General features: G+C 73.7%; 12 protein-coding genes. 9 read left to right on the forward strand and 3 right to left on the reverse strand.

Going from position 1 to position 14,115, the window contains the following annotated elements:
• Nucleotide 1: 1 nt before the first annotated feature.
• From ABZ854_RS02535 to ABZ854_RS02560, 6 genes are all read left to right on the forward strand, one after another.
• Nucleotides 2-5,014, forward strand: coding sequence for a beta-ketoacyl synthase N-terminal-like domain-containing protein (locus tag ABZ854_RS02535; RefSeq protein WP_361203013.1), 5,013 nt, complete (start codon nt 2-4; stop codon nt 5,012-5,014).
• A 98-nt stretch (nt 5,015-5,112) separates the two neighbouring features.
• Nucleotides 5,113-5,367, forward strand: coding sequence for an acyl carrier protein (locus tag ABZ854_RS02540; RefSeq protein WP_361203504.1), 255 nt, complete (start codon nt 5,113-5,115; stop codon nt 5,365-5,367).
• Nucleotides 5,368-5,370: 3 nt separating this feature from the next.
• Nucleotides 5,371-6,177 carry an alpha/beta hydrolase gene (locus tag ABZ854_RS02545; RefSeq protein WP_361203016.1) on the forward strand — a complete coding sequence of 269 codons (807 nt, stop codon included), beginning with the start codon at nt 5,371-5,373 and terminating at the stop codon, nt 6,175-6,177.
• Complete coding sequence (locus tag ABZ854_RS02550) at nt 6,174-7,358, forward strand: glycosyltransferase (RefSeq protein ID WP_361203019.1); 1,185 nt, start codon at nt 6,174-6,176, stop codon at nt 7,356-7,358. Before ABZ854_RS02545 ends, ABZ854_RS02550 begins: the two co-directional genes overlap by 4 nt.
• A 63-nt stretch (nt 7,359-7,421) precedes the next feature.
• On the forward strand, nt 7,422-8,519 hold the full coding sequence (locus ABZ854_RS02555) for a class I SAM-dependent methyltransferase (RefSeq protein WP_361203022.1): 1,098 nt from the start codon (nt 7,422-7,424) through the stop codon (nt 8,517-8,519).
• Between the two features lie 85 nt (nt 8,520-8,604).
• A complete protein-coding gene (locus ABZ854_RS02560; protein WP_361203025.1) occupies nt 8,605-9,252 on the forward strand; it encodes a DedA family protein in 648 nt (215 codons plus the stop codon).
• Nucleotides 9,253-9,344: 92 nt separating this feature from the next.
• Here ABZ854_RS02560 and ABZ854_RS02565 read toward each other — a convergent pair whose 3' ends face one another.
• Complete coding sequence (locus tag ABZ854_RS02565; protein ID WP_361203507.1) at nt 9,345-9,872, reverse strand: gamma carbonic anhydrase family protein; 528 nt, start codon at nt 9,870-9,872, stop codon at nt 9,345-9,347.
• Between the two features lie 151 nt (nt 9,873-10,023).
• On the opposite strand from ABZ854_RS02565, the gene ABZ854_RS02570 reads away from it, so the two are divergent.
• The gene (locus tag ABZ854_RS02570) at nt 10,024-10,788 is read left to right on the forward strand and encodes an acyltransferase (RefSeq protein ID WP_129310571.1); all 765 of its coding nucleotides are present in this window, start codon (nt 10,024-10,026) and stop codon (nt 10,786-10,788) included.
• A gap of 34 nt (nt 10,789-10,822) precedes the next feature.
• Here the strand turns inward: ABZ854_RS02570 and ABZ854_RS02575 are convergent, their stop codons facing one another.
• Entirely contained in the window at nt 10,823-11,680 is an 858-nt protein-coding gene (locus tag ABZ854_RS02575; RefSeq protein ID WP_361203029.1) for an EamA family transporter, read from the reverse strand.
• Nucleotides 11,681-11,789: 109 nt separating this feature from the next.
• On the opposite strand from ABZ854_RS02575, the gene ABZ854_RS02580 reads away from it, so the two are divergent.
• On the forward strand, nt 11,790-12,362 hold the full coding sequence (locus tag ABZ854_RS02580) for an XRE family transcriptional regulator (protein ID WP_361203032.1): 573 nt from the start codon (nt 11,790-11,792) through the stop codon (nt 12,360-12,362).
• A gap of 19 nt (nt 12,363-12,381) precedes the next feature.
• A complete protein-coding gene (locus ABZ854_RS02585) occupies nt 12,382-12,939 on the forward strand; it encodes a YbaK/EbsC family protein (RefSeq protein WP_361203034.1) in 558 nt (185 codons plus the stop codon).
• Between the two features lie 55 nt (nt 12,940-12,994).
• On the opposite strand, the gene ABZ854_RS02590 is transcribed toward ABZ854_RS02585, so the two are convergent.
• The gene (locus ABZ854_RS02590) at nt 12,995-14,080 is read right to left on the reverse strand and encodes a cation diffusion facilitator family transporter (protein ID WP_361203037.1); all 1,086 of its coding nucleotides are present in this window, start codon (nt 14,078-14,080) and stop codon (nt 12,995-12,997) included.
• Nucleotides 14,081-14,115: the final 35 nt, after the last annotated feature.

A 14,115-nucleotide genomic window follows, 5' to 3' on the forward strand; every position in this document is an offset into this window, starting at 1 on the left:
GATGACCGGCCGTCACTCACCCGCCGCGCACGCCGCAGCGGTCGTCGGCATGGCGGTGCTGCTGCCCGGCGCCGCGGACCTCGACGCCTACTGGCGCAACCTCCGCGACGGCGTGGACGCGATCCGTGAGGTGCCCGAGGGGCGCTGGGACGCCGCCTACTACCGCCCCGGCTCCGCCGCCGGGCCCGCCGTCGCCGACCAGGTGTACTGCCGGCGCGGCGGATTCGTGGACGGGCTGGCCGAGGTCGAGGTCACCCGGTACGGCATCATGCCCGCCTCGGTGCGCGGCACCGAGCCCGACCAGCTCATCGCCCTCGACGTGGCCGCCGCCGCCCTCGCCGACGCGGGCGGTGCCGACCGGCTCCCCGACCGCGACCGGATCGGCGTCGCCCTCGGCCGGGGCGGCTACCTCACCCCCGGCCTGGTCCGGCTCGACCAGCGCGTGCGTACGGCAGGGCAACTCGTGCACACACTCGGCGAGTTGCTGCCCGAACTGTCGCCTGCCCAACTGGGCCGGGTGCGCCGGGCCTTCACCGACCGGCTCGGCGCGGACAGCCCCGAGTCCGCGATCGGCCTGGTCCCCAACCTCGCTGCCTCCCGGATTGCCAACCGCCTCGACCTGCGCGGCCCCGCCTACACCGTGGACGCCGCCTGCGCCTCCTCACTGGTCGCCGTCGACCACGCGGTCAGCGAACTCGCCTCCGGACGCTGCGACATGATGCTGGCCGGCGGGGTGCACCACTGCCACGACATCACCCTGTGGAGCGTCTTCTCCCAGCTCCGCGCGCTTTCCCCGACCCAGCGCATCCGCCCCTTCCACCGCGACGCCGACGGCATCCTCATCGGTGAGGGCACCGGCGTCGTCGTACTGAAACGGCTCGCGGACGCGGAACGGGACGGTGACCGCGTCTACGCGGTGATCCGGGGCACCGGCGTGGCCAGTGACGGTCGTACCGCCGGACTCGTCAGCCCCGACCCCGGTGGTCAGGCCCGTGCGGTGCGCCAGGCCTGGCGGGCCGCCGGCCTCGATCCCACGGCGCCCGGCTCCCTCGGCCTGCTGGAGGCGCACGGCACCGCGACCCCGGCCGGTGACGGCGCTGAACTCGCCACCGTGCGCGAGGTGTTCGGGCCTGGGGCGGTGGAAGGTGACGGGCGTGCCGTCCTCGGCTCGGTGAAGTCGATGATCGGCCACACCATGCCGGCCGCCGGAGTGGCGGGCCTGGTCAAGGCCGCCCTCTCCCTCCACCACGGCACCCTGCTCCCGACCCTGCACTGCGACGACCCGCACCCCGCCCTCGCCGCGACTCGATTCCGCACCCTGGAGCGGGCCGAACCATGGGAGACGGACCCCCGGCAACCGGTCCGGCGGGCCGCCGTCAACGCCTTCGGGTTCGGCGGGATCAACGCACACGTGGTGCTGGAGGAGGCACCGGGGGCCCGGCCGACGATCCCTTCGTCCGCCACATCCAAGCGGCCCCCGTGGGCAACGGAAACGGAGCCGGCCGGTCCGGTGTCACCCGGGTCAGCCCGTCCGGTGTCACCCGAGTCAGCCCGTCCGGCGGCTCCCGAGCCGGCCCGTCCGGTCCCCGGGCAGGCCCGTCCGGCGGCTCCAGAGCCGTCCTGCTCGGCGCCCGGTCCGGTGTCGGCGCGACCGGCAGCCGCGGCGGCACCGGATCGTCGGGTGTCCGATCCGGCACCGGTCCGTCCGGAAGCCGGTCCGGCGCCGCTGGGACCGGCGCCGGCCACCGCCCCGCCCGCCGCTGCACCGGCGTCTGCCGCCGCACCGGCCCGCCGGGCCGAGGCACGTGTCGCCGAGCCCGAGCGGGTGCTGCTGCTCGCCGCCGACGGCGCCGACCGGCTGGCAGAGCTGCTGGACCGGGACGACACGGCCGTCCTCGGTTCCGGCCTGGACCCCGCGCGGGCGCACCCCGAGGCCGGTCCGGCCCGGCTCGGGGTGGTCGGTCCCACCGCCAAGCGGCTGGCCCTCGCCCGGCGCGCGGTCGCCAGGGGACGAGCCTGGCACGGCCGCAACGACCTGTGGTTCCGGCCCGCACCGCTGCTGGGGCGAGGACGACCGGAAGGCAAGCTGGCCTTCCTCTTCCCCGGCCTGGAAGGCGACTTCACGCTCCGCGTCGACGACATCGCCGCCCACTTCCGGCTGCCCCCGCTCCGGGGCGCCGGCGTCGACGCCGGGGACGTGGGCCGGCACGGCTTCGGTGTCGTCGGCGCCGGCCGGCTCCTGGACACGGCGTTGCGCCGCATGGGGCTGGTCCCGGACGCGGTCGCCGGGCACAGCGTGGGCGAGTGGACGGCCATGGCGGTCGCCGGACTGTACTCGGGAGCTCAAGTCGACGCGTTCATGGACGGGTTCGACCCCGACACGGTGACCGTCCCGGGCCTCGCCTTCGCCGCCGTGGGTGCCGGTGCCGGACGCGTGCGCGCCGAACTCGACACGGCGTGGGCCGGTTCCGGGATCGTCCTCTCCCATGACAACGCACCGCACCAGGCGATGGTGTGCGGACCGGACGAGGCCGTCGAGGAGTTCGTCGGGCACTTCCGCGCCCAGGGCGTCCTCTGCCAGGTCCTGCCGTTCCGTTCGGGCTTCCACACCCCGATGCTCGAACCGTACCTGGAGCCCATCAAGGCAGCCGCCGGCCGCTTCCGGCTGCATCCGCCGACCGTGCCCGTCTGGTCGGGGACCACGGCGGCGCCCTTCCCGGAGGCCGAGTCGGCGGTACGGGAGCTGTTCGTACGGCACCTGCTGGAACCCGTGCGCTTCCGGCAGCTCACCGAGGCGCTGTACGCGGCCGGTCACCGCGCCTTCGTCCAGGCAGGACCCGGCCACCTGGCCTCCCTCGTCGACGACACGCTGGGGGACCGCGACCACCTCGCCGTCGCCGCGAACTCGCCGCACCGCGAGGGAATGGCCCAACTGCGGCGCGTGGCCACGGCACTGTGGACGGCGGGCGCCACCGTGGCCCCGACCGTCCCCCACCCGACGACCCCGACCGCCCCCCGGCCGACGGCCCCCGCCGTCCCCCGCGCCGCAGTCTCCAGTCGCCCCCCGGTCCGCCTCGACCTCGACGGTGCCCTCGTCTCGCTCGCCGGACCGGACCTCGACGCCCTCCGGGCCGAACTGCGCACGAGCCGACCGGCGGCGGGCCGGACACCGGGGCCCGGCACGTCCCCCCTCGACGACCTCGCCACCCGCATCCCGGCCGCCGCCGAGCTGACCGCACTCCTGCGGGACACCGCGGACACAGCGGCGCACCTGCTCACGGCACGCCGGGCCCGCCCCCCAGCCACCGCCCAGGCCGCCACGTCCCCGGCAGCCGCACGGCCCGCCCCCGCCGCGCACCCCCCGGCATCTCCCGCGTACCCCCCCGCACCCCCCGTCGCCACCACCACCCGAACCCTGCGCATCTGCCCCCACTCCATGCCCCACCTCCTGGACCACTGCTTCTTCCCGCAGCGTCCCGGATGGCCGGATGTGGACGACCGTTGGCCGGTCGTGCCCGCCACCACGATCATCCGGCTCATGATGGAGGCGGCGGAGCGAGCGGCCCCGGGGCTGACGGCGACCGCCGTGCACGGAGCCCGGTTCGACCGCTGGCTGACCGCCACACCGCCGGCCGACGTCCAGGTGACCGTCACCCGTGACACCCCGGACCGGGCCACCGTGACCTTCGGGCCGACCGCTCGCGCCGTGGTCGAACTCGCCCCACGGCACCCCGACCCGCCCGCGCCCCACCCCGCCGACGGCCTCGGTCCCGAACGCACGCCCGGCCACAGCGCAGCCCAGCTCTACACCGACCGGTGGATGTTCCACGGCCCCGCATACCAGGGCCTCACCGAGTTGACCGCGATCGGCGACCGGCACATCCGGGGAGTGATCACCACCCCCGCCGCGCCCGGGGCGCTGCTGGACAACGTCGGCCAGCTCCTCGGCTACTGGATCATGTCGACCCGCACCGAGCGGACCGTCGTCTTCCCCGTGCAGATGCGCCGGATGCGCTTCCACGGCCCGCACCCGGCGACCGGCACCCGGGTCGACTGCCTCATCCGGATCACCGAACTCACCGACACCCTCCTGGAGGCGGACGCCGAACTCACCGTCGGCGGCAGGGTGTGGGCGGTGATCGGCGGCTGGCAGGACCGCAGGTTCGACAACGACCCTCAGACCCGGCCGGCCGAACGCTTCCCAGAGCGCCACACCCTCTCCGAGGCCAGACCCGAGGGCTGGGCGCTGGTGCACGAGCGCTGGCCCGACCTCGCCTCCCGCGAGCTGATCATGCGCAACTCGCTGGGCGGTGCCGAACGCACCGAGTACGCCGGACGTCCGCCGCGCGGCCGCCGCCAGTGGCTGCTCGGCCGCATCGCCGTGAAGGACGCCGTACGGCACTGGCTCTGGAACCACGGCGAGGGACCGGTCTTCCCTGCGGAACTCCGGGTCGGCAACGAGGAGTCGGGCCGGCCCCACGTCACCGGCGTGCACGGCCGCGATCTGCCCCCGCTGGACGTCTCCCTCGCCCACCGCGCCGAGACGGGCGTGGCGATCGTACGGCCGCACAGCGCGCGGCCCGGCCCCGGTATCGACATCGAGGAGGTCACCCCGCGCGACCCCGCGACCCTCGCCACGGCGCTCGGCCCGGACGAACTCCGGCTGCTGCACGCCAGGTGCGCGTCCGGGACCGACCCGGAGGCGCTGTGGTTCACCCGCTTCTGGGCCGCCAAGGAAGCCGTCGCCAAGGCCGAGGGCACCGGATTCGACGGCCGTCCCAGGGACTTCACCGTCCTGCGGGCCGCGGCGGACGGCAGCCGGCTGCTGGTCGCCGGCCGTCTGAATCCCGCCTACACCGTGCACTGCGCGCCCGTGAGCAACCCGCCCGCCCTCCCGGCTCGCGACCTCGTGGTGGCTTGGACGACAGGCCCGGCGGACGTATCGGGAAGAGCGGACGCATCCGGAAGAGCGGATGTATCCGGAAGAGACGATGTGGAGGACCCCCACCGATGAACCCCACCCGCCTGACCCCCGCGCAGCCGACCGAGGACACCGCACACACCGCACACACCGCAGAAACTGCGGACACCGTGCTCGCCGACGTCACCGCCATGCTCCGCACCGTCCTGGAGGAGTACGGCGACGACGACGTGCTGATAGGGATGTCCACCACCTTCAACCGCGACCTGGAGCTGGAGAGCATCGACCTCGTCACCCTCGCCGGCCTCCTGGAGGAGCGCTACGGGCGGCGGGTCAACCTCGCCGAGTTCCTGGCCGGGATGGAGTTCGACGAGATCATCGAGCTGACCGTGGGCCGGCTCGTCGAGTACGTGGTGTGGAGCCTGAAGGCGCAGGAGGCGGGCTGAGCCATGGCCATGGTCGACACGGGCCGCATCCGGCTGCACGTCCAGCGCACGGGACCAGCCGACGGCCGCACCCCCCACGCCACCGTCGTCCTCGTCCACGGACTGCTCACCGACAGCCTGGCCAGCTACTACTTCACCGTCGCGCCGGCCTTCGCCGCCGCCGGCCTCGACGTGGTCATGTACGACCTGCGCGGACACGGCCGCAGCGAACGCCCGCGCGCGGGCTACACCCTGGACCACAACATCGACGACCTGGAAGCCCTCCTGGACCGGCTCGGCGTCAACGGCCCCCTCCACCTCGTCGGCAACTCCTACGGTGGCACGATCGCCTTCGGTTACGCGGCCCGCCACCCCGCGAGCGTGGCCGGCCTCACCCTGATCGAGTCCGAGCCGGCGACCCCCGCCTGGGCGGGGAAACTGGGCGGCATCCTGCGCCGGGTACTGACCGAACTGGCCCACAACGAGCCGGACGCCATCGCCTGGATCACCGCCCACCGCGGGCACAACACCGCCCGCCTGGCCAAGGGCGCTGCCCGGCTCGCCCGCGAGACCACCCTCGGCCGGGACATCCCCGCCAGCCGCGTGCTGACCGAGGACGCGATCAGGGCCGTCCGCTGCCCGGTCCTCGGCGTCTACGGCGGCGACTCCGACCTGGTGGAACTTGCGCCGCAGATGGCGGCCCTGCTGACGGACTTCCGGCCGGTCGTGCTGCCGGGCCACGAGCACTCGGTGCTGGTGGAGGCCGCCGGGGCGGTCGGCGGCCACATCCTGGACCTGATCCGCTCCGTCGAGGGAGCGGGGGTGCGGTGAGCGGCTTCCTGTTCGTCGTCCCGCCGCTGGTCGGGCACATCAACCCGGCCGTGGGCGTCGCGGCCCGGCTCACCGCGGACGGGCACCGCGTCGCCTGGGCCTGCGCCGATCCCGCACTGGTACGGCGGCTCGCGGGCGCGGACGCCCACGTGTACGCCTGCGCCGGCCCGGTGCCGGGCGCCGAGGGAGCCGTACGACCGCCGGACCTGCGGGGCGCCGAGGCGCTGCGGTTCCTGTGGGAGTGGTACCTGCTGCCGCTCGCCGACGCCATGGCACCCGGTGTCGGGGCGGCAGTCACGGAGTTCCGCCCCGACGTGGTCGTCGCCGACCAGCAGGCCTTCGCCGGTGCCCTGGTGGCCGAGCGCCTGAGTGTCCCCTGGGCAACCTCCGCCACCACCTCGGCCGAGTTCACCGGCGCCTACGACGGCCTGCCCAAGGTCGCCGCCTGGCTGCGGAGCCAACTGGCCGCCCTGCGTACCCGGATCGGCACCGCGGCCGGCACCGCCGACCCCCGCTACTCACCCCATCTCCTGCTCGTCTTCAGCACCCCCGAACTCATCGGCCCGCAGGCGCCGTTGGGGGAGCGGATCCACTACGTCGGACCGTCCCTCGCCGACCGCCCGGCCGGACCCGGCTTCCCGTGGGAGTGGCTGGACCCGGGCCGCGCCAAGGTCCTGGTGACCCTCGGCACCGCCAACGCCGACGCCGGCGGACGCTTCCTCGCAGAGTGCCGTACCGCGCTGCGGGAACGCGCCGACCGGGTGCAGACGGTGCTCGTCGACCCCACGGCACCCCCGTCTGCCGACGGCACCGACAAGGACGTGCTCACCCTGCCGTCCGTGCCCCAACTGCCGCTGCTGGAACGGATGGACGCGGTCGTCTGCCATGCCGGGCACAACACCGTGTGCGAGGCGCTCTGGCACGGTGTCCCGCTGGTCGTCGCCCCCATCCGCGACGACCAGCCCGTGGTGGCCGGCCAGGTCGTCGACGCCGGCGCGGGCCTCCGGGTCAGGTTCGGCCGGGTCACCGCGCCCCGCCTGGGCGCGACCCTCGACACCGTGCTGCACGACCCCGCCCACCGGGCCGCCGCCGCACGCATCCGCGCCGCCTTCCGGGCGGCGGGCGGCGCCCGCGCGGCGGCGAACCACCTCGCACGACTGGCCGCGGCCACCCACGGGTGAACCGGCCCGACCGGCAAGCCGACGCCGGACCGCACGCTTCCGACGAGGAACCCCGCAGAGCCGATGACGGACAACGGAGAGCCGATGACCGACCCCAAGAAGGACACCGACCGCGCCGCCCGGATCGCCGCCCTGCGCCCCGCCTACCAGGCCGACCTCGCCGCCGGGCCCGACCGCTTCCTCGGCCCCCGGCGCACCACCTGCCCCTGGTGCTCCTCCGCACGGCTGACCACCCGGCTGCGCACCACCGACCTCCTCCAGCACAAACCCGGCCGCTTCACCCTGGACCGCTGCACGGACTGCGGCCACACCTTCCAGAATCCCCAACTGACAACCGAAGGGCTGGAGTTCTACTACCGCGACTTCTACGACGGCCTGGGCGAACAGCGCATGAGCGGCACCTTCGGCGGACGGGCCGCGATGTACGTCGGCCGGGCCCAGGCGATGCTGCCGCACGACCCGGTCCCGAAGAAGTGGCTCGACGTCGGCACCGGCCACGGCCACTTCTGCGAGGCCGCCCGCACGGTCCTGCCCGGCACCGCGTTCGACGGGCTCGACTTCACGGAGGGTGTCGATCTCGCCGCCCGTGAGGGCCGCGTCGAGCAGGCCTACCGGGGCGCCTTCCCCGACCTGGCACCCGACCTCACGGCCCACTACGACGTCGTCAGCATGTTCCACTACCTCGAGCACAGCACCGATCCCGACCGGGAACTGAGAGCCGCCCGCGAGGTGGTCCGCCCCGGCGGGCACCTGCTGATCGAGGTGCCGGACCCGGAGAGCCGGTACGCCCGCCTCCTCGGCCGCTGGTGGCTGCCCTGGCTGCAACCACAGCACCTGCACTTCATGCCCGTGGCCAATCTGCGGCGCCGCCTCACCGACCTCGGCTTCACGGTGGTCGCGGAGCAGCACGCCGAGCCGCACGACCCGGTCGACCTCCTCGCCGCCGTCTGGCTGGCCCTGGACAACACCGCCCCGCGCGAGGACGTGCCCTGGCTGCCCGAGCCACCCGGCCGCCTCCGCCGGGCGCTGCGCACGGCCCTCCTGCTCGGCGGGGTGCCGGCCCTGGCCCTGGCCACCCTCCTCGACCGCCTCGCGGTCCGGCCCCTCTCCCACCGCCTCGGCCTGGCCAACGCCTACCGCCTGATCGCCCGCCGGATGTGACGCGCGCTGCTCCGTCCGCGCGCAACCCGACCGGGTAGCCTTGGCGTCTGACAGGGCAGGGACGGCTACACGGGAGGAACGGGGCGTGCACGTCCAGGAATGGCTCGACTCGGTCCCCGCGGGCGCCGTCTACGCGATGGTGGCCCTGGTGATCGGTCTGGAGAGCCTGGGCATCCCGCTGCCGGGCGAGATCATCCTGGTCTCCGCGGCGCTCATGTCCTCCCAGCACTCCTCCGGGATCAACCCGATCGTCCTCGGCGCCTGCGCGACCGCCGGCGCGGTGATCGGAGACTCCATCGGCTACGCGATCGGCCGAAAGGGCGGACGCCCCCTGCTCGCCTGGCTGGGCGGAAAGTTCCCGAAGCACTTCAGCGGTGGCCACGTGGCCACCGCCGAGCGCTCCTTCGAGAAGTGGGGCATGTGGGCGGTCTTCTTCGGCCGCTTCGTCGCCCTCCTCCGCATCTTCGCGGGCCCCCTCGCCGGCGTCCTCCACATGCCCTACTGGAAGTTCCTGATCGCCAACGTCCTCGGCGGCATCTGCTGGGCCGGCGGCACCACAGCCGTCATCTACTACGTGGGCGTAGTGGCAGAAGGCTGGCTGAAGAAGTTCTCCTGGCTGGGCCTGGTGGTGGCCGTGGTCATCGGCCTGACCTCCATGCTGATCCTCAAACGCAAGGCGAAGAAGAACCAGCCGGCGGAGCGGGAACGGCAACCTGTGAACGCCGCCGACTGAACGCGCCCCTCAGGGGCGCGGGGCTGTATCGATGTGCGGCTCCGCCGCGTGGGCGCGACAAGCCACAACGCACCCGCACCCGCCCACGCCCCCTACTCATGCACCCCCCGATGCGCCTTCCCCAACTCCGCATACAGGGTGCCGTTGAGAGTAACGCCCTCACGCTCTTCCTGGCTGAGCTCGCGCCGCACTTTCGCCGGCACCCCCGCCACCAACGACCCCGCCGGCACCACCATCCCCTGCGGCACCAACGCCTGCGCGGCGACGAGCGACCCCGCCCCGATCACCGCCCCGTTCAGCACGGTCGCCCCCATCCCGATCAGGCAGTCGTCCTCCACGGTCGCCCCGTGCACCACCGCGTTGTGCCCGATGGACACCCGCTCACCGACGCTCACCGGAAACCCGGGATCGGCGTGCAGCGTCACGTTGTCCTGCACGTTCGCGTCCGCGCCGACGACGATCCGCTCGACGTCCCCGCGCACCACGGCCCCGTACCAGACGCTCGCTCCCGCGCCCAGCGTCACGTCCCCGATCACCGAGGCCGTGGGCGCCACGAACGCCTCCGGATCGATCTGCGGCTCCTTGCCGCCGATACCCACGACCAGCGCCTTGTGCGTCATCGCCGTCTCACCGTCTCCCCAGGTCCTGGTGTCCTCGCGTCCCGGTGTCCTCAGCGGCACGCGCGCGTACGCGCACAGTACGTCAGACATGGGGCAAAGATCACAGCAGCCCACTCTCTCGCCCGAGGCAACCGATGAGTAACGTGAGCCCGTGCCCGAGCCCAAGAACACGTTCTCGTCCTGGCGACGCGGTCTCGCCCAGCGAGCCGTCCACGCGGCCTGGGCCTGGGCGCAGCGCCGGGGATCGGTCACGGCCGAGCATCCCGCGGGCTACCGCTTCGGAGCGATCGGGGAGTCGACCAGGCTCGCGTTCCCGCTGGGCACGGTCTTCGGCGAGCCGTGGATCCATCTGGGCGCGCACTGCATCATCGGCGAGCAGGTCACCCTCACCGCCGGTCTGATGCCCGACCTGGACCTCGGCCCGGAGCCGATCCTGCGCATCGGGGACGGGGTCGTCCTCGGCCGCGGCAGTCACGTCATCGCCGACACGACGGTCACCATCGGCAGCGACTGCTACTTCGGGCCGTACGTGTACGTCACCTCCACCAATCACTCCTACGACGATCCGGACCAGCCCATCGGCAAGCAGTGGCCCCGGATGGAGCCGGTGGAGATCGGCGCGGGCTGCTGGATCGGCACCGGCGCGGTGATCCTGCCGGGTGCGCGGATCGGGCGGAACGTGGTCGTCGCGGCCGGCGCGGTGGTGCGGGGCGCGGTGCCCGACCACGCCGTGGTGGCCGGGGCACCCGCCCGGGTCGTACGGCGCTGGACGCCCGACGACGGCTGGCAGCCGCCGCTCAGGACGCCTGCCCCGGTGCCGATCCCCGACGGCACGACGCCGGAGCAGTTGCTGGCGCTGGCCGGTCTCGACGAGGACGGCATCGAGCGGCTGGCCCGGCTGGAGGCCGACGGCTGAGCCCGTCGCCGGGCGGGCGGCGGTCGGCCGGCGCTCAGCCGGTGGCCAGCAGCAGTGTGCCCAGCAGGGCGAGGCCCGCGCCCGCCGCCTGCACGGCCCGCAGTCGTTCGCTGAGGAAACCGCGCGCCGCCAGCGCGGTCACCACCGGGTACAGCGAGGCGAGCACCGCCGCCACGGTGACCGGGCCGTGGTGGGCGGCGACGGAGTAGGTGCCGTTGGCCGCCACGTCGGCGAGGCCGACGAAGCCCAGCGCGGGCAGCGCGGACCAGGCGAGACCGCCCTCCGGCAGCGCTGCGGCGCCCCGGCGGACGGACACGTACAGGGCGGCTCCGCCCGCCGCCACGTTCGTCACCCGCTGCACGAACAGCGCCAGGAACAGACCGGTGAGGGTGGTCGAGGCCTCGGAGATCAGCACGAACACCGCGCCGAAGCCGAGGGCCGCGACCAGCGTGAGCAGGATCGTGCGCCGCTGCACCGCGGCGCCCCGCAGTTGTGGGCCGCCGGCCAGCACGACACCGAAGACCGCGACCGCGATCCCCGCGACCTGCAGCAGGCCCGGCCGCTCGCCCAGGAAGAGGCCGACGCTCACGGGGACGGCCACGCTCAGCGTGGCGAGCGGGGAGACCACGCCCATGGGACCGAGCGCCAGCGCCTTGTAGAAGGAGATCATGGCCACCGGCCCGACGAGCCCGGCGGCGAACGCGAACCACAGTCGGGGGCCGGCCTCGCTCCAGCCGCCGGTGGCGACCACGATCACGCCCAGGACGGCCGTCGCGATGGTCTGGGAGATGACCACCACGGTCAGCGCGGGCGTACGTCGTGTGAGCAGCCCGCCGCCGAAATCGGCCAGTCCCCAAAGGAGACTGGTGGTCAGGGCGAAGAATGCTGTCACGGCCCGCCTCGCAGTACAGTTCGGTGAACGATCAGGTGCATCACACGGTAGTTCACTGAATTGAACTCTGTCATCGAAGATATTTGACTTCTTGCATAATGGACGGAATGTGTCGGACCTCGAACTCCTGACCCAATCCCTGGCGCGCAACGTCAAGCACTGGCGCGCGGTGCGCGGCTTCACCCTCGATGTGCTCGCGGCCCGGGCCGGTGTCAGTCGCGGGATGCTCATCCAGATCGAGCAGGCCCGCACCAACCCGAGCATCGGCACCGTCGTCAAGATCGGTGACGCGCTCGGCGTCAGCGTCACCACCCTCCTGGACTACGAGCGGGGCCCACGGGTCCGCATCGTCCCCGTCGACCGGGCCGTACGGCTGTGGCACACGGACGCCGGCAGCTACAACCGGCTGCTGGCCGGCACCGAGGCCCCCGGACCGCTGGAGATGTGGGACTGGCGGCTGATGCCGGGGGAGAGCAGTCCCTCCGAACCGCACCCCGGTGGCACCGTCGAACTGGTCCACGTCACCGCGGGTGAACTGACGCTGACCGTGGACGGCGAGGACCACCTCGTCCCCGCCGGAGCCAGTGCCTCCTTCGAGGCGAACACGCCCCACGTCTACGGCAACCGCGGCGAGGTCCCGATGGAGATGATCATGGCGGTCTCCGTGCCGCCCGTGGCCTGAGGCTTGTTAGCGTGCGGCCATGCGCGTACCGATCGGAAACTTCGACTCCGCCACCCCAGCCCCGGACTGCCTCGACGCACTGATCGCTCCCGTCGCCGACGCCGTACGGCACTGGCAGGGCGGCGTCCCCGCCGAGCGGATCCTGTACGTCGACACCGAACCGGAGTGGGCCGACACCGCCGTCTTCGTCGAGCACTACGGCAGCGACCTGGTGGAACGGTCCGCGAACTGCGTGGTGGTCGCCGGCAAGCGGGGCGGCGAGACCACGCTCGCCGCATGCCTGGTGCTGTCGACCACGCGGGCCGACGTCAACGGTCTCGTCCGCCGTCAACTGGGCGCACGCAAGGCGTCGTTCGCCTCGATGGACACGGCGACCGGCGAGACCGGCATGGAGTACGGCGGCATCACACCGGTGGGACTGCCCTCCGGCTGGCCGCTGTTCGTGGACCCAGCGGTCGTCGACCTGCCGTACGTCCTCGTGGGCAGCGGCCGCCGCCGTGGCAAGCTGCTGGTGCCGGGCAAGGCGTTCGCCGAACTGCCGGGAGCGGTGGTGCTGGAGGGACTCGGGCTCGCCTGAGCCGGAGATCTCCCGGCCTCGGGCGATTCCGGGCCGGACAAGGTCCGGCCCCGGTTCACGCCGTCAGGTGGTGGGCCAGCGCCAGATGCGGGTCCGTCTCGCCCGGAGCCGGCGCCGGATCGGCGTGCACGAGGGCGGCCGTCAGCCTCGGTACGGCGTGCAGCAGCGCGTGTTCGGCGTCGACGGCGACCGCGTGCGCCTGCCGTACGGTCACATCACCGTCCACCACGACCGCCAGTTCGGCCCGCAGCCGGTGCCCGATCCAGCGGAGCCGCAGTTCCCCCACCTCGCGCACGCCCGGCACGCCCCGCACGGCTCGCTCGGCCCGGTCCACCAGTTCCGGATCGACGGCGTCCATCATCCGCCGGAACACCTCCCGTGCCGCGTCCCGCAGTACCAGCGCGATCGCGGCGGTGATCACCAGCCCCACGACGGGGTCGGCCAACGGCCATCCCAGCGCGGCCCCACCGGCGCCCAGGAGTACGGCCAGCGAGGCGAACCCGTCGGTGCGGGCGTGCAGCCCGTCGACGACCAGCGCGGCCGACCCGATCTCGCGCCCCGCCCGCATCCGGTACCGGGCCACCCACTCGTTGCCCGCGAACCCGACGAGCGCGGCCACCGCGACCGCCGGCACGTGCTCGACCGGCCGCGGGTCCAGCAGCCGTACGACGGCCGTCCAGGCGGCGAAGGCCGCGGATACGGCGATGGTCAGCACGATCACGAGCCCCGCCAGGTCCTCCGCTCGGCCGTAGCCGTAGGTGAAGCGCCGGGTCGCCGCCCGCCGACCCAGCACGAAGGCGATGCCCAGCGGTACGGCCGTCAGCGCGTCGGCGGCGTTGTGCACCGAGTCCCCGAGCAGTGCCACCGAGCCGGACAGCGCGACCACCACCCCCTGGGCGGCGGCGGTCACGCCCAGCACGGCCAGCGACACCCACAGCGCCCGCATCCCGCGCGCTGACGACTCCAGCGCCGGGTCCACCTTGTCGGCGCTCGCGTGGGAGTGGGGGGTGAGGAGGTGCGCCAGCCGGTGCCCGGGGCCGCGCGAGGGGTGGGGGTGCGGGTGCCCGTGGACGTGCGCGTGCGCGTGGGCGTCATGGTGGTCGTGGTCGTGCTCGTGTTGGTGGGTGTGCCGGTCGGTCACGAGGGTCCCCTTCCGGTGGCCGTGTGGACGTACGG

Origin of the sequence: Streptomyces sp. NPDC047028 (assembly GCF_040644095.1) — a bacterium.
GTDB lineage: Bacteria > Actinomycetota > Actinomycetes > Streptomycetales > Streptomycetaceae > Streptomyces.